The sequence below is a fragment of the Prescottella agglutinans genome (assembly GCF_004011865.1).
Lineage (GTDB): Bacteria > Actinomycetota > Actinomycetes > Mycobacteriales > Mycobacteriaceae > Prescottella > Prescottella agglutinans.
In genome coordinates, this window is sequence record NZ_RKLP01000003.1 from 20,843 (window position 1) to 38,747 (window position 17,905).

Consider the following 17,905-nt stretch of genomic DNA (forward strand, 5'->3'; position numbering starts at 1 on the left):
GCCGTGCGGATCCGTCCGCCACGGCACAATGCTTACGTTCGTTCGTCGCAAGGAAGGTGACCAGTGGACTCGTTTTCTCCCACCACCAAGACCCAGGCCGCGCTGACGGCTGCGCTGCAGTCCGCGTCCGCGGCGGGCAACCCCGACATCCGGCCGGCGCACCTGTTGGTCGCCCTGCTGGACCAGACCGACGGCATCGCCGCGCCGCTGCTCAAGGCCGTCGGGGTCGACCCCACCGTGGTGCGGCGCGAGGCGCAGGACATCGTCGACCGGTTGCCGCGCGCCACCGGCGCCACCACCCAGCCGCAGCTCGGCCGTGAGGCCATCGCCGCGATCACCGCGGCGCAGCACCTCGCCACGGAACTCGACGACGAGTACGTCTCCACCGAGCACGTCATGGTGGGGCTCGCGTCGGGCGACTCCGACATTGCCAAGCTCCTCGTCGGGCACGGCGCCACCGCGACCGCGTTGCGCGACGCGTTCACCGCGGTCCGCGGCAGCGCGCGGGTCACCAGCCCCGACCCGGAGGGCAGCTACCAGGCGCTGGAGAAGTACTCGACCGACCTCACCGCGCGGGCCCGCGAGGGCAAGCTCGACCCGGTGATCGGCCGCGACACCGAGATCCGCCGCGTCGTACAGGTGTTGAGCCGGCGCACCAAGAACAACCCGGTGCTCATCGGTGAGCCCGGCGTCGGCAAGACCGCGATCGTCGAGGGGCTCGCGCAGCGCATCGTCGCCGGCGACGTCCCGGAGTCGCTGCGCGGCAAGACCGTGATCTCGCTCGACCTCGGGTCGATGGTCGCCGGCGCGAAGTACCGCGGCGAGTTCGAGGAACGCCTCAAGGCCGTACTCGACGACATCAAGAACTCGGCCGGTCAGGTCATCACGTTCATCGACGAGCTGCACACCATCGTCGGCGCCGGTGCCACCGGTGAGTCGGCGATGGACGCCGGCAACATGATCAAGCCGATGCTCGCCCGCGGTGAGCTGCGGCTGGTCGGCGCCACCACGCTCGAGGAGTACCGCAAGTACATCGAGAAGGACGCCGCGCTCGAGCGCCGGTTCCAGCAGGTGCTGGTCGGCGAGCCCTCCGTCGAGGACACCGTCGGCATCCTGCGCGGACTCAAGGAACGGTACGAGGTGCACCACGGCGTGCGCATCACCGACTCCGCCCTCGTCGCGGCGGCGACCCTCTCGGACCGCTACATCACGTCGCGCTTCCTGCCGGACAAGGCGATCGACCTCGTCGACGAGGCCGCGTCGCGCCTGCGCATGGAGATCGACTCGCGCCCCGTCGAGATCGACGAGGTGGAGCGCACCGTGCGCCGCCTCGAGATCGAGGAGATGGCGCTGACCAAGGAGACCGACGCCGCGTCCAAGGATCGGCTCGAGAAGCTGCGCGAGGAACTCGCCGACGACCGGGAGAAGCTGCGCCAGCTCACCGCCCGGTGGCAGAACGAGAAGAACGCCATCGACTCGGTGCGCGAGGTCAAGGAGCAGCTCGAGGCGCTGCGCGGCGAGGAGGAGCGCGCCGAACGCGACGGCGACCTCGGCAAGGTCGCCGAGCTGCGCTACGGCCGGATCCCCGAACTGGAGAAGCAGCTCGAGGCCGCCGCGGCCGCGTCGGACGGCGCCTCGGACGGCTCGGTCATGCTCAAGGAGGAGGTCGGTCCCGACGACGTCGCCGACGTCGTCGCCGCGTGGACCGGCATCCCGGCCGGCCGCATGATGGAGGGCGAGACCGCCAAGCTGCTGCGGATGGAGACCGAACTCGGCAAGCGCGTCGTCGGGCAGACCGAAGCCGTGCAGGCTGTCTCGGACGCGGTGCGCCGCGCGCGGGCCGGCGTCGCCGATCCCAACCGGCCCACCGGCTCGTTCCTGTTCCTCGGCCCCACCGGCGTCGGCAAGACCGAGCTCGCGAAGGGGTTGGCGGACTTCCTGTTCGACGACGAGCGCGCGATGGTGCGGATCGACATGTCCGAGTACAGCGAGAAGCACTCGGTGGCGCGGCTCGTCGGTGCCCCTCCGGGCTACGTCGGCTACGAGTCGGGCGGACAGCTCACCGAGGCGGTGCGGCGGCGGCCGTACACCGTCGTGCTGTTCGACGAGGTCGAGAAGGCGCACCCGGACGTGTTCGACATCCTGCTGCAGGTGCTCGACGACGGCCGGCTCACCGACGGCCAGGGCCGCACCGTCGACTTCCGGAACACGATCCTGATCCTCACCTCCAACCTGGGGGCCGGCGGCGATCGCGACCAGGTGATGGCGGCGGTGCGTGCGAAGTTCAAGCCGGAGTTCATCAACCGGCTCGACGACGTCGTCGTCTTCGATCCACTGTCGGAGGAGCAGCTCGAGTTGATCGTCGACATCCAGCTCGACCAGCTGGCCACCCGGCTGGCGGCCCGCCGGCTCACGCTGGAGGTGTCGGACTCGGCGCGGTTCTGGCTCGCCGTGCGCGGCTACGACCCGCTGTACGGCGCCCGTCCGCTGCGTCGCCTGATCCAGCAGGCGATCGGCGACCAGCTGGCCAAGCTGCTGCTCGCGGGCACCGTCCGCGACGGCGACACCGTGCCGGTGACCGTCTCCGAGGACGGGGATCACCTGGTCCTCGGGTGATCGCGCCCGGCTGACAACGGTATCGCCATGCCCCGCACCGGGTTTCCGGTGCGGGGCATGCTGCGTCCACGGTGCCCTTCGGTACCCTTGCCTTTCAGTTGGCCCGCCCCATCGGCCCGAAACGAGGAACTCGATGTCCAGCACCCGGACGACGCCCCCCAACCTTTTCAAGCAGCGACTGATGTCCGGTGAGCAACAGATCGGATTGTGGTCGGTGCTGGCGAACGGTTACACCGCCGAACTGTTGGCCGGGAGCGGCTACGACTGGCTGCTGATCGACGCCGAGCACGGGCCGAACGACCTGCGCTCGGTGCTCGAGCAACTGCAGGGCATCGCCGCCGCGGGGGCGGTGCTGGGCGCCGACATCGCGGACCTGTCGCAACCGGTCGTGCGGTTGCCGCACGGCGACACGGTGCTCATCAAGCAGTACCTCGAGATCGGGGTCCGCAACCTCATGATCCCGATGGTCGACACCCCGGAGCAGGCGGCCGCCCTGGTTCGGGCAGTTCGCTATCCGCCGCGTGGCGTGCGCGGGATGGGCAGTGCCCTCGGTCGCTCGTCCCGCTGGGGCCGGCTGACGGACTACGTCGAAATGTCCGACGACAACGTGTGTCTCATCCTTCAGGTCGAGACCCGGAAGGCGCTCGAGAACATCGAGGCCATCGCGGCGCTGGACGGCGTCGACGGCATCCTGCTCGGGCCGGCCGACCTGGCCGCCGACCTCGGCCACCGGGACGAGCGGGACCACCCGGAGGTGACGCGGGCGCTCCGCCGCGCCGTCGATGCGATCCGCGCGGCCGGGAAACCGGCCGGCATCATGCTCACCGACGTCGAGGCCACGCAGGAATGGCTGCGCCAGGGCGTCAGTTTCGCCGGGGTCGGTGTCGACTCCTCGCTCCTGGTCCGTGCCGCCGACGACCTTCTGCGCCGGTTCCGTCCGGCAGGCGACGCAGGTCCTGCCGCCACCGCGTACTGAACGACGCCGGCCCGGAACCGCGGAAGCGGAACCGGGCCGACGTCAGGTTGTCGCAGTTCAGGATTCGAGAATCGCGAAGCCCTTGTAGCCGGACTCGGCGACCTCGGCGATGATCTGGCGGTAGCCGGCGAAGCCGCCGAGGAACGGCATGAACACGCGGGGGCGGCCGGGGATGTTCGCGCCGAGGTACCAGGAGTTCGCGGTGTTCAGCAGCGACGCCTCGGCGCGGGTGCGGCATTCGGCGACCCAGTCGCTGACGGCCTCCGGGGTGCCCTCGATGGCGACGGCGCCGCGGTCGTCGAGGTAGGCGATGGCGTCGGCGACCCAGTCGACGTGCAGTTCGGAGTGCAGCACCATGTTCGCCAGGACCGAGGGGCTGCCGGGTCCGGTGAGGTTGAAGAAGTTGGGGAAGCCGTCGATGCCGAGGCCGAGGTAGGTTTCGGGGCCGGCGGCCCACTTGTCCTTGAGGGTCTGTCCGCCGCGGCCGATGATGTCGAGCTTGTCGAGGGAGCCGGTCATGGCGTCGAATCCGGTGGCGAGGACGATCGCGTCGAGGTCGTAGTGGGTGTCGGTGGTGTTGATGCCGGTCTCGTCCATGTCGACGATCGGTGCGGCCTTGAGGTTGACCAGTTCGACGTTGTCGCGGTTGTAGGTCTCGTAGTAGCCGCTGTCGGTGACGATGCGCTTGGCGCCGATCGCGTGGTCGGTGGGGATGAGCAGTTCGGCGACGGCGGGGTCGTCGATGACGGCGCGGACCTTCTCCTCCCAGAACTCGCGGGCGGTGTCGTTCGCGGCCTGGTCGGTGAGCTGATCGGGGAATGTCTTGGAGTAGAGGACGCCGCCGAGCTTCCAGCGTTCCTCGTAGGCGGCGCGGCGCTCGTCCTCGGATGCCTCGAGGGCGTTCTTGGGGTAGGCGCGGTGCGGGGAGCCGCCGCCGGATTCCCAGGACAGGCGGCGGCGTTCGGCGTAGCCGGCCTTCTGCTCGGCGCGGGTGGCGTCGTCGAGCGGGGCGTTGCCGGCAGGGACGCTGTAGTTCGCGGACCGCTGGAAGACGAACAGCTTGTCGGCCTGCTCGGCGATGTGGGGGATCGACTGGATGCCGGACGAGCCGGTGCCGATCACGCCGACGCGCTTGCCGGTGAAGTCGACGCCCTCGTGCGGCCACTGGGCGGTGTGGAAGACGTCGCCGGTGAAGGTGTCGAGGCCGGTGAAGTCGGGGGTGTTCGCGTTCGACAGCGGGCCGGCGGCGACGACGAAGAAGCGGGCGGTCACGACGTCGCCGCGATCGGTGCGCACGGTCCACCGCAGGGTGTCCTCGTCGAGCGTCGCGGACGTGACGCGGGTGTCGAACTGGATGTCGCGGCGCAGGTCGAAGCGGTCGGCGACGTGGTTGACGTAGGCGAGGATCTCGGGCTGGGTGGCGTACTTCTCGCTCCAGTCCCATTCCTGCTCGAGCTCGGGGGAGAAGGAGTACGAGTAGTCGACGGACTCGACGTCGCAGCGGGCGCCGGGGTAGCGGTTCCAGTACCAGACGCCGCCCACGCCGGAGGCGGCCTCGAACGCGCGGACCGTCAGGCCCTGCTGGCGGAACCGGTGCACCGCGTAGACGCCGGCGACCCCGGCGCCGACCACGACGACGTCGTACGAGGCGGTCTGGGGTGCCGAATCCTGTCCGTTCACGAAAATGTCCTTCCACGAGCGCGAGCTGCCCCGGCCCGGAATCGGACCAGACCTCACGGTTCTTGCGATGAATTCACGCTATGGCGGTGTGAACCACGTGACAGCGGACCGTCCCGCCCAGCGGGTCGTTTCCGCGGATCAGGGACTTTCGGCGCCCCCGGAAACCGGCATCTTGCAGGGACGATGGGTCCCGCATCGGGACGGGACGGCCTCCCACCACGAGGGACGAATCGGGGCCTCGGGAGGCGTCGGTAACCTGGCGACGTGCCTACTCCGACCCCCGATCCGACGAGCGTCCGTGTCGACAGCTGGATGTGGGCCGTGCGGCTGTTCAAGACCCGATCGCAGTCCGCCACGGCGTGCCGGTCCGGTCACGTGCGGGTGAACGGTGCCGCGGCGAAGGCGTCGGTGCAGGTCAAGCCGGGTGACGAGATTCGGGTGCGGATCTCCGGACACGAGCGGATCGTCGTCGTGGTCCGCCCCATCGCGAAGCGTGTGGGTCCGCCGGTGGCCGCCGAATGCCTCCAGGACAACAGCCCGCCACCGCCGTCACCCGAACTGCTGGCGTCGGTTCCGCGCCGCGACCGCGGCGCGGGGCGTCCGACCAAGCGTGAGCGGCGCGAGATGGACAGGTTCCGCGCGCCGCAGGAGTAGGCCTCAGTAGGTCTCGGCGTCGTCGAGTTCCTTTGCGGTGTAGTTCTTTCCGAGGTGTGCCCCGGGTGATCGGCCCTCGGTGCCGGAATCGTCCTGGGTGTCGCCCCCGTCGAGTACGTTCTCTCGACAGGACCGGAGGAGGGGCGTGGACGTGACGAAGGTGGAAGGCTTCGATCGTCTGATCGAGCCGTTCCGGACGGAACTGCGGGCGTACTGCTACCGGATGCTCGGCTCGGCGCACGACGCGGAGGACTCGGTCCAGGACACGTACCTGCGGGCGTGGCGGGCGCGGGAACAGTACGACGAGACCCGTAGCTCGCCGCGCACCTGGCTCTACCGGATCGCGACGAACGTCTGCCTGACCGCCCTCGAGGTTCGCGGCCGCCGCCCGTTGCCGTCGGGGCTCGTGGCCGCGTCGGATCCGCTCGATCCGTTCGTCCGGCGAGAGCACGCCGAATGGCTCCAGCCGTTTCCGGACGCGTCGACGAATGCCGGCGATCCCGCCGGGGAGGTGATCGATCGCAGCAGCCTGCGGCTGGCATTCGCCGCGTCCCTCCAGCACCTGTCGGCGCGTCAGCGCGGTGCGCTGATCCTGCGTGACGTGCTCGGCTTCTCGGCGTCCGAGACCGCGGGCGTCCTCGGCGCCACCGTCGGGGCGGTGAACAGTTCCCTGCGGCGGGCACGCGCCCGGATGAAGGAGATCGGCGTTCGGCAGGAAGGGGTCGGCGAGCCGACCGCCGCCGAGCAGCGTGCCTGGGTCCAGCGCTACATGAAGGCGTTCGAACTCGCCGACGTCGAGGCCATCAAGCGGCTGCTCACCGAGGACGTGCTCATGGAGATGCCGCCGATGCTCAACTGGTTCGCCGGTCGCGGCAACTACGGCCTGTTCATGGAGTGGGTCTTCGCGCACGCCGGGACGGACTGGCTGCTCGAGGAGGTTGCGGCCAACGGCGGTCAGCCAGGATTCGCCGCCTATCGACGCGTCGGCGACGGATACGAGCTGCACACCCTCCAGATCTTCACCGTCACCGCCGAGGGCATCAGCCGGAACTCGGTGTTCCAGGAGCCCGACGTATTCGCGGCTTTCGGTCTGGCGGCCCGCCGGGCTCGATGAGGCGATGAGGCACGCCCCGAAATCTCCTCGGCGCCGGCGCGACGAGTTTCGACCCCTCGGCCGGTATGTATTCGCGAGCTCGCCGGAATCCCCGGGCGGGCCGATGACGAGGGAGGATCCGATGTCGAACAATCGTGTGGACGATGTGGCCGCAATCCAGGCCGTGCTGTCCGATTCCTACAAGGCGTGGGCGGCGGGCGACGCCGACGGCATGGTCGCCGACTACACCCCGGACGCGACCGCCATCATGACGGGCTCGTTCCGTGACGGCCGTGACGTGATCCGTCGGAACATGGCGCTCGGTTTCGCGGGGCCGCTGAGGGGCAGTTCGACCGTGAACAAGCAGCTAGGCATCCGCTTCGTCGGCCGGGACGGTGCGATCGTCATCAGCGAATCCGCCATCCGGTTCGCCGGTGAGACCGAGGTGCCGGACGACCGACGCAAGGTCAACGCGACCTGGGTCTTCGAGAAGCGGGACGGCCGGTGGCTGATCGCGGCCTATCACAACAGCCCGGTGCTGCCGCCGAGCTGACGCCCGCCCACGGGTTCGGCTCGAGCGCCGGCCTCGTCCTGTCCGACGGGACGAGGCCGGCGCTCCCGGATCGTTACCTTGCCGGCCGTTGACGCCTCCGGGAAAGTGGAAGACACTGTCAAAAGACATGGGATACCAATTCGGAGGTTCTCTCATGATCTCTACTCTCCGTACCGACGCGGCGACCGTGGCGACCACCTCCCGGCGGTGGTGGGCGCTGGCCGCGCTGTCCGTCGCCGTCTTCGCGATCGGCATCGACGTGATGGTCCTGACCGTCGCGCTCCCCACCCTCGCCCGCGACCTCGATGCGACGACCTCTGCGCTGCAGTGGTTCTCGACGTCGTACACCCTCGTGCTGGCGGCCGCCCTGTTGCCGGCCGGCAGCCTCGGTGACCGGATCGGACGCCGCCGGCTGCTGCTGATGGCGATGGCGCTGTTCGGGATCGCGTCGCTCGCCTGCGCGTACTCACAGACCGGCGCACAGTTGATCGGTGCCCGCGCACTCCTCGGACTCGCGGCCGCCGCGATCATGCCCATGTCGATGGCGGTACTGCCGGTCTTGTTCCCGTCGCAGGCCGAACAGCAGCGGGCGCTGACCATCTGGGTGACCGCGACGGCGCTGGGGCTGCCGCTGGGCCCGATCCTGGGCGGTTGGCTGCTCGGCCACTTCTGGTGGGGCTCGGTGTTTCTCGTGAACGTGCCGCTCGTGTGTGTCGGGCTCGTCGCCGTCGCGATTCTCGTTCCGGAGTCGCGGAGCAGCGATCCCGGCCGATTCGACACGGTGGGTGCGGTCCTGGCGTCGGGCGGACTGCTCGCGCTCACCTACGGATTCATCTCGGCCGGCAGCGACGGCTGGGGTGCGGCACACGTGCTCGTCACGCTGGCCGTCGGCGTGGTCGTCCTCGCCGTGTTCCTGCTGTGGGAGAAGCGAACCGATCATCCGCTGATCGACCTGGCGCTGCTGTCCGACCGTGACTACGCCTCGGGTGCGGGCCTGTCGACGTTGGTCAACTTCGTGATGTTCGGTCTGCTGTTCGCGCTGCCGCTGTACCTGGGGTCGGTGCTCGGCGCGGACGCGCTGGGGATCGGTGTGCGCCTGCTGCCGATGATCGCGGGCCTCGTGCTGGGCACGCGACTGGCCGACCTGCTCGCTCGTGTCCTCGGTCCCGGTGCGCTGATCGCACTGGGATTCGCGGCGATCGTCGGTGCGTGCCTGATCGGTGTCACCATGACCGCCGAGACCGGCTACGGCCTGCTGGCGACGTGGCTCGTGATCGCCGGGCTGGGGCTGGGGCTGGTGATGCCCACCGCGATGGCCGCCGCGGTCGGTGCGCTCACCCCGGAGCGGTCGGGTTCGGGATCGGCTCTGGTGCAAGCACTTCGGCAGGCCGGTGGGACCATCGGTGTTGCGGTGCTGGGCACCGTGCTGGCCGCGGGCTATCACGCGCACCTGCCGAGCACACCGCTGCCGGAGCCCGCCGCGTCCGCCGTGTCCGACTCGGTGAGCAGCGGGGTCGCGGTGGCGAGGCAACTCGGCCTGCCCACGCTCGAGGAACAGGTGCAGTCCGCGTTCGTACACGGCATGGTCTCGGCGCTGTGGGTCAGCGGGGCGCTCGCGATCGTCGGCGGCGTCGTCGCGCTCGTGGTGCTCCCGCTGCGACGTCCGCCCGACGATCCGGAGTCGGCGGCGGACACCGATGTCGCGACCGACGATGGGGAACACTGTGGCCATGAGCACGTCGACTGAGCCGATGGGCCTGCGGGAACGCAAGAAGCGGCGGACGCGGGAGTTGATCCGTGAACACGCGATGCGCCTGTTCACCGAGCAGGGCTACGCGCAGACCACCGTCGACCAGATCGCGGCCGCGGCCGAGATCTCACCGAGCACGTTCTTCCGCTACTTCCCGAGCAAGGAACAGCTGATCCTCATCGACGACCTGGACGCGCCCATGCTCGCGGCGATCGCGGCGCAACCGCCTGACGTGCCCCCGCTGACCGCGTGCCGACGCGCCTTCCAGGAGGTGCTGTCGGCGCTGACGCCTGCGGAGATCGAGGCCGAGCGCACCCGGCAACGGCTGCTGTTCTCCGTGCCGGAGCTACGGTCGGCGATGCTCGGGGAACTCACCCGGTCGCTCGGCATCCTGGCCGACGCGATCGGTGCGCGCGTCGGCCGTCCGGCCGACGACTTCGAGGTGCGTGTGTTCGCCGGTGTCCTCGCGGGGGCGGTGCTGGGTGCCGTCGGCGAGGATCCGCCGGAGCTCGCCACCTTCGTCGAGGCGATCGATTTCCTCGAGCGTGGAATGCCGCTCGGTTGACGGTTTCAGACGGATCTCAGAATCCGGCACTACCCTGAACTGTCGGCCCGACCGGACTGCCCCGACCAGACTGTGTTGAAACCGTCGGCACCGCCGGCAGTTGAAACTGTCGGCACCGCCCGACGGAGAGAGCAGGCGCCCACCATGACGAACCCCGACGATCCGCGCACCCCGCAGGAACGCGCGTACGACCCTGCCGAGCAGGCGTCCGACGAGACCGTCCAGTGGGCCCGCCCCGCGGACGGACCGACTCAGCAGATCGGCCCGGTGGCACCGGCGGACCAGCCCACCGAGCAGTACTACACGGCAGACCCGTACCAGGCGTACGGTTCGCCGCCGCCCAACCCGACACAGGCCTTCCCGACGTACGACCCGCGGCTCGACCCGCAGGCCACCCCGCCCAACCCGACGCAGGCCTATCCGACGTACTACGGGGGGGCCGGCACCCCGCCGCCCGGACAACCACCGATCGGCGAGGCCCCGGCGATCGAGGACACGCCCGAGCACAAGCCCGCGCGCAAGGTGGGTCTGCTGGCGGCCGTCGCCGCTGGTGTCCTGCTGCTGGCGCTCGGCCTGATCGTCGGTTTCATGTTGAACAACGGTGGTTCGGACGAGGCCACCACGGCGACGGCCCCGTCCACCCGCACGGCGGCGCCGGCCGTGCCGCCGCGTGCGAGCACGCCGCCGTCCCAGACGGCCCCGGACACGACGTCGCCGCTCGAGGGCATTCCCGGCGGTGTCGGGGACCTGATCGGCAAGGCCGGGACCGCGATGGGGACCATCACCGCCAACGACGGAGGAACGCTGACCCTCGACGGTCTCGGCGGCACCACGATCACCGTGCGCACCACGCCCGACACCTCGCTCATCTCGTTGACCGCGCGCAGCGTCGCCGACCTGAAGCCCGGCGAATCCGTCCTGGTCCACGGCGACAAACTCGAGAACGGGACGGTTACGGCAAATCTGATCATCGGCACCTCGCTCCCCGATTTCGGTAACTGACGCGCGGCACCGGATGCCCGGATCGGGCCCGAGAGTGGCTAGGCTGAGCCTCGATGACGGCTATGTGGTTCGGTTTGGCAGTGATAGCGCTCGCGGGTGCTGTCGCCCTGCTCTATGTCGATCGCACGCGGCGCGACCAGACGGGGCGCGTCCGGCAGATCTGGGCGAAGGCGCAGGGATACACGTTCAACACCTCGGACGAGCAGCTGCCGTCCACGTGGAACCGGGCGGCCCTCGCCAAGCAGGACTACCTGGCTGCGGTCGACGTGGTGCGCGGCGTCCGTCGCGGTGAGGAATTCGTGCTCTTCGACCTCGAGGACACCGCGACCATCGTCGCGGTCCACCGTGAGGTGGGGTCGGACGTCGACATCGACCTGCGGCTGAAGTCGACGCCGCCGCCGCGCGACGCCGACCTGAACCTGCTGGGCGCGATCGGCCCGCGCGTGGTGTTCGCGACCGATCTCGAGATCGCCCGACGCGTGTGCGACCAGCGCATGGTCGCGTTCACCGAGTCGGTCCCGCCGCAGCTGCAGATGCTGTGGAGCGAGGGGGAGTGGACCCTCGGTTCGCTCCCGGTCGGCAGCTCCGGCCGGGACTGGGACGCGGCGATCGAGACGGTGTCCCGACTGTCCGGCATGCTGCGCGTGCTGCCCCCCGCCACCGATCCCGGCTCGTTCGAGCCGCTCGCGCACGATCCCGGTCGCCCGCTCGCGCAGGGCCCCTACGACAGGTTCGACGAGCCGGAGTCCGCCCGGTAGGCCTCCGTGGCCCAGCGCCGCCGCGCGCTCGAATAGCGGCACCGTCGCGACCCCAGTAGATTCCGAATCTGTGGCTGTTGTGTCGGGTGTTGTTCTTGTTGTTTTTGTGATCTGTGTGGTCTGTGCGGCTTGGATGAGGTCGAGCATCCAGCGGTTGCGTCGCCTCGCGTCGAGTGTCGACTCCGCACTCGCGCTCGTCCACGTGGAACTGGACCGCCGCTACGAGTACGTGCCCGCTCTGGTGCTGGCTGCCTCCGAGACCGTAGGAAGCGACCTGGTGGCGCCGGTGTCCGGCGCACGATCCCTCGCCATGCGCGTCCGCGAGGAGGACCTCGACCTGCGCCGACAGGCCGGTGCCGAGAAGGCGCTGTCCGAGGCGTTGCATGCGGTGCTCGAGAGCGGCCGCCGCTATCCGCAGCTCGCGCACGACTGGGCTTTCGTGCACCCGGCGCACGAAATCGAGGTCACCGAGCAGCGCCTGACGGGTGCCATCCGGGTGTACAACGAGCAGGCCCGGAGCCTGAACCGTGCGATCCGGACGTTTCCCGGGACCGTCGTCGCGCACCGACTCGACATCGGGAGCGCGCAGCTGTTCGAGGCCACCGTCCTGGCGGTGCCGTCGTCCGACACACTCGCTGACGACGATGTCGCCGACGCCGCGGCGTGAGGGCCGTGGGGGTCATCGGCGCCGCGACCAGGCATCCTCGCTAGGCTCGACATGACGAATTGTTGTCTGACTTGGTGATGGGAGAGCGGCCGATGACGGATCGCGACGAGCTCGCGGCGCTGGTGCGCGAGCTGGCGGTGGTGCACGGAAAGGTGACCTTGTCCTCGGGCAAGGAGGCCGACTACTACGTGGACCTGCGCCGCGCGACGCTGCACCACCGCGCCGGCCCGCTGATCGGCAAGCTGCTGCGCGAACTGGTCGCCGACTGGGACTTCGACGCCGTCGGCGGACTCACCATGGGCGCCGACCCCGTCGCGATGGCCGTCATGCACGCCGAGGGCCGCCCGATCGACGCGTTCGTCGTCCGCAAGGCCGCCAAGGCGCACGGCATGCAGCGCCAGATCGAGGGCCCCGACGTCGTCGGCAAGCGTGTCCTCGTCGTCGAGGACACCACCACCACCGGCAACTCGCCGCTCACCGCCGTCAAGGCCCTGCGTGACGTGGGCGCCATCGTCGTCGGTGTCGCAACCGTCGTCGACCGCGCCACCGGCGCCGACGCCGTCATCGCCGCCGAGGGGCTCGAGTACCGCTCGCTGTTGGGTCTCGGAGACCTCGGCCTGGACTGATCCGGGTCGCCCCGGCTTCACGCTGAAGGGACCGTTCATGCGCTCGCAGCGCATGAACGGTCCCTTCAGCTGTCAAGACGTTCGATCAGGGGACGATGAAGAAGCCAGTGACGCCCCCGTAGCTGGTCTGCGGGCGGACTTCGTTGTACCAGGGGCTGATCGGGCCGACCGTCATCGACAGCGCCGCTACCCCGGAACCGGGATTGATCTCGGTGCGGACGGTCTGGCCCTGGACTGCGAGGAGCTCGACCTCCTTGAGCTGTCCGGTGTAGATCCCGAGGTTCCATGCGACGGTGACCTTCACCTTGCAGGCCGGGTTCTGGGCCCAGCCGGGGCCGATGCCGTTCAGGACGCGCGGCGTGAAGGCGACGGTGGCGAGACCCCGGCGCGCGGGATCGGTCTCGACGACGGTGTCGATCAGACCGTTGCAGAAGTCGTTCTGCCCGAGCACCGCCAGGGTCGGGCCGTTGAACGACGTGTGCAGGATCGGTGCCGGCGCGGGCGCGGCGCTCGCGGTGCCCGCAACGCCCGTGACGAGCGCGGTTGCGACGGCCGCGGCGCCGAATGCGCGCACGGCAAAGCTACGAAGCTTCATGTGAATCCCCCGTTGTTTCGATGTGTTTCGTACCCCCGGCCGTCGCGATTCCGGTGACGGAGCAACAGCCTCGAGCATGCTCACACAGAACGTCCGCCCGAACCAAACCGGGTGGTACCCGACGGATCGGGGTCGTCGCATATCGTGTTCCGATGCCGATCCGGAAGACGCGGACACACCTGTCCGACGGGCGCGAGTTGTTCTACTTCGACGACACCGAACCGTTTGCGGGCGGGGCCGCGACGCGCGAACTGCGCGACGGCCGCGACCTGGCGCCGGTCGAGGCGGCGTCGACGATGCGCTACGACGTCCTGACGGGGGAGTGGGTGACCCTGGCCGCGCACCGGATGAACCGCACCTTCCTGCCCGCGGCCGACGAATGCCCGCTGTGCCCCACCCAGCCGTCGCGGCCCGCGACCGAGATTCCCGCGGACGACTACGACGTCGCGGTGTTCGAGAACCGCTTCCCGTCGCTCGGCTCGGTCGACGGTGCGATTTCCGAACTCGTTGACGGCGAGGATCTTTGGCCGCAGCGCGCCGCCGACGGCCGGTGCGAGGTGGTGTGCTTCACAAGTGACCACGACCGCAGCTTCGCGCAGCTGGCGCCCTCCCGGGTGCGGACGGTGCTCGAGGCGCTCCGGGACCGGACGCGGGAGCTGTCGGCGCTGCCGTCCGTCGCGCAGGTGTTCTGCTTCGAGAACCGCGGCGAGGAGATCGGGGTGACGCTCTCGCACCCGCACGGCCAGATCTACGCCTACCCGACGCTGCCGCCGCGCACCACCGCGCTGCTGCGGCAGGCCGAGCAGCATCGCAGCCGCACCGGGCGCTCCCTCCTGCGCGACGTCCTCGACGCCGAGCGACGCGCCGGCACTCGGGTGGTCGTCGAGGGCGAGCACTGGACGGCGTACGTGCCGGCGGCGGCCCGCTGGCCCGTCGAATTGCACGTCGCCCCGCACCGCGACGTCGCAGACCTCACCGAACTCGACGACGCCGAACTCGACGAGTTGTCCCACCTGTACCTGGACGTGCTGGGGCGGCTGGACCGATTCTTCGACGGCGTCGACCGGCTGCCGTACATCGCCGGCTGGCACCAGGCCCCGGTCGGCGCCGGACGCGAACTGGGAAGGCTGTACCTGCAAGTGTTCTCGCTCATGCGCTCGCCGCACCGGATGAAGTTCCTCGCGGGCTCCGAGTCGGGGATGGGGGCGTGGATCAGTGACACCACCCCCGAGCGGATCGCCGCCCGGTTCCGGGAGGTGGCGCCGTGACCGTCCGGTGGTTCCGCCCCGTGCCCGACACCGAACAGGCGGACACCGCGGCCGACGTCTTCCGCCGCGAGTTCGACGCCGACCCCGCCGGCGTGTGGGCGGCCCCCGGGCGGGTCAACCTCATCGGCGAGCACGTCGACTACGCGGGCGGGTTGTGCCTGCCGATCGCGTTGCCGCACAACACCGTCGTCGCCGTGTCGCCCCGCACCGACGGGCGGATCCGGCTGCGGTCGACCGACGGCGACCCGTGGGACGGGTGCCTCGACGACATCGGTCCTGGTCGGCCGGCCGGCTGGGCGTCGTACCCGGCCGGGGTGATCTGGGCGCTGCGTGAGAACGGTGTGCTCGCCGACGGTTTCGGCGGCGTCGACGCGGCGTTCGCCTCGGCGGTGCCGATCGGCGCGGGGCTGTCGAGTTCGGCGGCGCTCGAGTGCTCGTTGGCGCTCGCGCTCGCCCCGGATGCGGACCGCACGGCGCTGGCCGCGGCGTGCGTGCGGGCCGAGAACGAGGTGGCGTTGGCCCCCACCGGCGGCATGGATCAGGCGGCGTCGCTGCGGGCGTCGGAAGGGCATGCGCTGCTGCTGGATTCGGCATCGGGTGCGGCATCCGACGTGCCGTTCGATTCGGACGGCCTGTCGCTGTTGGTGATCGACACCCGGGCCCCGCACCGGTTGGTCGACGGGCAGTACGCGAAGCGGCGGGCCTCGGTGGAGCGGGCGGCGCGACGGCTGGACGTCGCTTCGCTGCGTGAACTGGCCGACCGCGGCCGCGACGGCATGGACGCGGTGCGGTCGCTGAAGGACGACGTCCTGCGGCGCCGTGCCTGGCACGTGATCAGCGAGATCGCCCGCGTCCGGTTGGCGGTGCGGGCGTTGGAGTCCGGCGACTTCGACGAGTTCGGCCGGCTGCTGTACGCGTCGCACATGTCGCTCAGCCGCGACTTCGAGGTCTCGTGCCCCGAACTCGACAACGCCGTCGAGGCCACGATGATCGCCGGGGCGCTGGGCGCCCGGATGACCGGCGGCGGCTTCGGCGGCTCCGCGATCGCGCTGGTCCCGACCGGCCGGGTCGACGACGCGATCGAGACCACGCGCCGCCAGGCCGCCGAGCGGGGCCTGCCCGAACCCGCGTTCGCCGTCGTCGCGGCGTCGGCCCCGGCCCGCAGACTGCGCTGACCCTCGAAACGCGGGGTGGGTCCCGCCGATCGGGAGGGAGGGATCCCTTACCGGCGGCGCTGCGTCATCCTCGGGGCACGACGACGAACGGAGCTCACCGTGAGCCACGCGCAACTGCGGATGTCCGAGCTGGGGTCCGATTCGGTCTCGGTGCTGCGGATCATCTCGTACTTCGACGAACTCGGTGAGTCGGCGGCCAACGCGGACACCGTCGTCCGCTCGGCGGCCCTGCTCGCGGAGTGCCCGATCGGCGCCCGGTGGGCCTCGGGCACCGTGATCCGCTACGACGCGCTGGGGGATCCGCTCGACGAGGCCGCTCCGGCGGCCGCGGTCCGTCGGGAACCGGAGGTGTGGCTCGAACGGTGTGGCGCCGAACGTCCACTCGACTCGGTGCTGCTGGACCGACTGCGCCACACGCTGCGGGTCGCGGCCGCCCGGTCGGGATCGACGGACGGGTTGCGCCTGGGCGATCCCGCCCTGCTCGAGGTGGTGCTCTCGGACAAGGAACGTCGCGAGGACCGGGTCCGCGCGGTGGGCCTGCTGGGGCTGGACCCGGCGCGCGAGGTCCGGGTGCTGGCGGTGTCGTCGGCGTCGAGCGCGTCTGCGGTCGAACTGATCTCGCGAACGTGCTCGGGACGGCTGGTGCGCTCGGTCGCGGTCGGCAACCTGACGGCGGTCCTCCTGCAGGACGGTGCGGACGGTCGCGCGCTCGCCGACGAACTGCATGCCGCGATCGTGGCCGAACACCCGCGCCCGACGAATCCGAGCGGCGATCGCGGCCCGTGGGTGGGCATCGGGGAGCGCCTGAGCGTGTACGCGGCGCCCACGTCGTGGAAGCAGGCACGGCGGGCGCTGCGGTTCGCGTCGTCGACCGGCTACGGGCGACGCGCGGTCACGTACGGGCGGCTCAGTTCGCTCGAACTGCTCGCCGAGCTGCCACTCGAACGCCTCCTCCACGATCGGGACGTCGCGCGGATCAACGCGATCGCCGCATCGGTGACCGGGGCTCAGGAGGTGGCCACGCTCGAGGCGTCCTGCGTGTTCGGTTCGCTGCGGCGAACCGCCGCCGAACTGCACGTCCACCACAGCACCGTCGCCGCCCGGCTCGCGCGGCTCGAGTCCGAGATGGGCTGGGACCTGGAGGATTCGATGGACCGGTTCATGGCGACGCTGGTGCTGATGATCCGTCGAATGGCGTTGTCGTCGACGGACCTGGCGGCGTCGGAGGTGTTCGGCCCCGGGTACTGAGGATCCGACACGCGTCGGGGACCCGGCCGGAATCGGCCGACGCCCGTCGGGTGACCAGCGGCCGTGACCTGGGTCACCATCGTTGCGAAGTTCGTTTCACCGGAAAGGAATTCGCACATGGCCGTCATCGATCCCCGTCGCACGTGGGAACCGCTCGAGCAGCGCCTCGCCACCACCACCAACGCCCGCCACCGCGTCGTCCTCGGCGCGGTGATCGAGCACATGAAGGCGGAGGCCGCACCGGACCTCGACCGCCTCATGGCCACGCTCAGTCCCACCCCCGACTACCACTTCTGGAACGGCGGCCAGGACGTCGGACCCAAGGGCACCGAGGGGGTGAAGGCGTACTACATCGACTTCCTCGCGACGCGCACCAACATCCTCGAGTACGAACTCGACCGCCTCGTCGTCGACGACCACTGCCTGGTCACCGAGGGCTTCCTGAAGCAGATCTACCCGGGTGCGTACGCCGCGCAGATCGGGATCCCGGTCGACGACGAGTCGGCCGACTACCTCGTCGCGTTCCGGCAGCTGATCCTGTGGCCGGTGGACGAGGACGGACTCATCCAGGGCGAGGACTCGTACCACTCGGGGCCGTCGAGCGTCACCAAGCTGTCGTTCGACGAGCTGCCGCAGGAGTACATCGACCTGGTCCATACCCCCGCCACCTGACCCCGCG

At 70.2% G+C, this 17,905-nt stretch carries 17 protein-coding genes; 15 read left to right on the top strand and 2 right to left on the bottom strand.

Annotated features, from left to right (window positions below; all coding sequences use genetic code 11):
- Positions 1–63: 63 nt before the first annotated feature.
- Together clpB and EGT67_RS06915 are read left to right on the top strand one after the other, a co-directional pair.
- Positions 64–2,616 carry an ATP-dependent chaperone ClpB gene (gene clpB / locus EGT67_RS06910; protein ID WP_127915342.1) on the top strand — a complete coding sequence of 851 codons (2,553 nt, stop codon included), beginning with the start codon at positions 64–66 and terminating at the stop codon, positions 2,614–2,616.
- 133 nt (positions 2,617–2,749) lie between these two features.
- Entirely contained in the window at positions 2,750–3,592 is an 843-nt protein-coding gene (locus tag EGT67_RS06915; RefSeq protein ID WP_127915343.1) for an HpcH/HpaI aldolase family protein, read from the top strand.
- 57 nt (positions 3,593–3,649) lie between these two features.
- Here EGT67_RS06915 and EGT67_RS06920 read toward each other — a convergent pair whose 3' ends face one another.
- Positions 3,650–5,272 (bottom strand): flavin-containing monooxygenase, encoded by a 1,623-nt coding sequence (locus EGT67_RS06920; protein ID WP_127915344.1) that lies wholly within the window; start codon positions 5,270–5,272, stop codon positions 3,650–3,652.
- A gap of 264 nt (positions 5,273–5,536) precedes the next feature.
- On the opposite strand from EGT67_RS06920, the gene EGT67_RS06925 reads away from it, so the two are divergent.
- The 9 genes from EGT67_RS06925 to pyrE all read left to right on the top strand — a co-directional run bounded on the left by EGT67_RS06925 (position 5,537) and on the right by pyrE (position 12,940).
- The gene (locus tag EGT67_RS06925; RefSeq protein ID WP_127915345.1) at positions 5,537–5,926 is read left to right on the top strand and encodes an RNA-binding S4 domain-containing protein; all 390 of its coding nucleotides are present in this window, start codon (positions 5,537–5,539) and stop codon (positions 5,924–5,926) included.
- A 145-nt stretch (positions 5,927–6,071) separates the two neighbouring features.
- On the top strand, positions 6,072–7,040 hold the full coding sequence (locus tag EGT67_RS06930; protein WP_277750144.1) for an RNA polymerase subunit sigma-70: 969 nt from the start codon (positions 6,072–6,074) through the stop codon (positions 7,038–7,040).
- 121 nt (positions 7,041–7,161) lie between these two features.
- A complete protein-coding gene (locus EGT67_RS06935) occupies positions 7,162–7,572 on the top strand; it encodes an SgcJ/EcaC family oxidoreductase (RefSeq protein ID WP_127915347.1) in 411 nt (136 codons plus the stop codon).
- Between the two features lie 154 nt (positions 7,573–7,726).
- Positions 7,727–9,319: a DHA2 family efflux MFS transporter permease subunit gene (locus tag EGT67_RS06940; RefSeq protein ID WP_127915348.1), complete on the top strand. Its 1,593-nt coding sequence runs from the start codon at positions 7,727–7,729 to the stop codon at positions 9,317–9,319.
- On the top strand, positions 9,303–9,887 hold the full coding sequence (locus EGT67_RS06945; RefSeq protein WP_127915349.1) for an acyl-CoA-like ligand-binding transcription factor: 585 nt from the start codon (positions 9,303–9,305) through the stop codon (positions 9,885–9,887). Before EGT67_RS06940 ends, EGT67_RS06945 begins: the two co-directional genes overlap by 17 nt.
- Before the next feature lie 144 nt (positions 9,888–10,031).
- Complete coding sequence (locus tag EGT67_RS06950) at positions 10,032–10,889, top strand: DUF5666 domain-containing protein (protein ID WP_127915350.1); 858 nt, start codon at positions 10,032–10,034, stop codon at positions 10,887–10,889.
- A gap of 62 nt (positions 10,890–10,951) precedes the next feature.
- Complete coding sequence (locus EGT67_RS06955; protein ID WP_127915690.1) at positions 10,952–11,647, top strand: type III secretion system chaperone family protein; 696 nt, start codon at positions 10,952–10,954, stop codon at positions 11,645–11,647.
- Between the two features lie 133 nt (positions 11,648–11,780).
- Positions 11,781–12,314, top strand: coding sequence for a LemA family protein (locus tag EGT67_RS06960; protein ID WP_241565927.1), 534 nt, complete (start codon positions 11,781–11,783; stop codon positions 12,312–12,314).
- Between the two features lie 92 nt (positions 12,315–12,406).
- Complete coding sequence (pyrE, locus tag EGT67_RS06965) at positions 12,407–12,940, top strand: orotate phosphoribosyltransferase (protein WP_127915351.1); 534 nt, start codon at positions 12,407–12,409, stop codon at positions 12,938–12,940.
- A gap of 85 nt (positions 12,941–13,025) precedes the next feature.
- Here pyrE and EGT67_RS06970 read toward each other — a convergent pair whose 3' ends face one another.
- Positions 13,026–13,535, bottom strand: a complete 510-nt coding sequence (locus EGT67_RS06970) for a hypothetical protein (protein WP_127915352.1) — start codon at positions 13,533–13,535, stop codon at positions 13,026–13,028.
- Between the two features lie 152 nt (positions 13,536–13,687).
- Here EGT67_RS06970 and galT point away from each other — a divergent pair, with 152 nt between their 5' ends.
- The 4 genes from galT (at position 13,688) to EGT67_RS06990 (ending at position 17,898) form a co-directional block, all read left to right on the top strand.
- Positions 13,688–14,803: a galactose-1-phosphate uridylyltransferase gene (gene galT / locus EGT67_RS06975; RefSeq protein ID WP_206612309.1), complete on the top strand. Its 1,116-nt coding sequence runs from the start codon at positions 13,688–13,690 to the stop codon at positions 14,801–14,803.
- Positions 14,800–15,978 carry a galactokinase gene (gene galK, locus EGT67_RS06980; protein WP_241565928.1) on the top strand — a complete coding sequence of 393 codons (1,179 nt, stop codon included), beginning with the start codon at positions 14,800–14,802 and terminating at the stop codon, positions 15,976–15,978. Before galT ends, galK begins: the two co-directional genes overlap by 4 nt.
- 120 nt (positions 15,979–16,098) lie before the next feature.
- Complete coding sequence (locus EGT67_RS06985) at positions 16,099–17,226, top strand: helix-turn-helix domain-containing protein (RefSeq protein ID WP_127915694.1); 1,128 nt, start codon at positions 16,099–16,101, stop codon at positions 17,224–17,226.
- Between the two features lie 117 nt (positions 17,227–17,343).
- Entirely contained in the window at positions 17,344–17,898 is a 555-nt protein-coding gene (locus tag EGT67_RS06990; RefSeq protein WP_127915353.1) for a nuclear transport factor 2 family protein, read from the top strand.
- Positions 17,899–17,905: the final 7 nt, after the last annotated feature.

Coding starts and splice junctions, on each gene's coding strand:
- EGT67_RS06915 (WP_127915343.1), top strand. CDS start 2,750: ATGTCCAGCACCCGGACGACGCCCCCCAACCTTTTCAAGCAGCGACTG.
- EGT67_RS06935 (WP_127915347.1), top strand. CDS start 7,162: ATGTCGAACAATCGTGTGGACGATGTGGCCGCAATCCAGGCCGTGCTG.
- EGT67_RS06940 (WP_127915348.1), top strand. CDS start 7,727: ATGATCTCTACTCTCCGTACCGACGCGGCGACCGTGGCGACCACCTCC.
- EGT67_RS06945 (WP_127915349.1), top strand. CDS start 9,303: ATGAGCACGTCGACTGAGCCGATGGGCCTGCGGGAACGCAAGAAGCGG.
- EGT67_RS06950 (WP_127915350.1), top strand. CDS start 10,032: ATGACGAACCCCGACGATCCGCGCACCCCGCAGGAACGCGCGTACGAC.
- EGT67_RS06955 (WP_127915690.1), top strand. CDS start 10,952: ATGTGGTTCGGTTTGGCAGTGATAGCGCTCGCGGGTGCTGTCGCCCTG.
- EGT67_RS06960 (WP_241565927.1), top strand. CDS start 11,781: ATGAGGTCGAGCATCCAGCGGTTGCGTCGCCTCGCGTCGAGTGTCGAC.
- pyrE (WP_127915351.1), top strand. CDS start 12,407: ATGACGGATCGCGACGAGCTCGCGGCGCTGGTGCGCGAGCTGGCGGTG.
- EGT67_RS06970 (WP_127915352.1), bottom strand. CDS start 13,535: ATGAAGCTTCGTAGCTTTGCCGTGCGCGCATTCGGCGCCGCGGCCGTC.
- galT (WP_206612309.1), top strand. CDS start 13,688: ATGCCGATCCGGAAGACGCGGACACACCTGTCCGACGGGCGCGAGTTG.
- EGT67_RS06985 (WP_127915694.1), top strand. CDS start 16,099: ATGTCCGAGCTGGGGTCCGATTCGGTCTCGGTGCTGCGGATCATCTCG.
- EGT67_RS06990 (WP_127915353.1), top strand. CDS start 17,344: ATGGCCGTCATCGATCCCCGTCGCACGTGGGAACCGCTCGAGCAGCGC.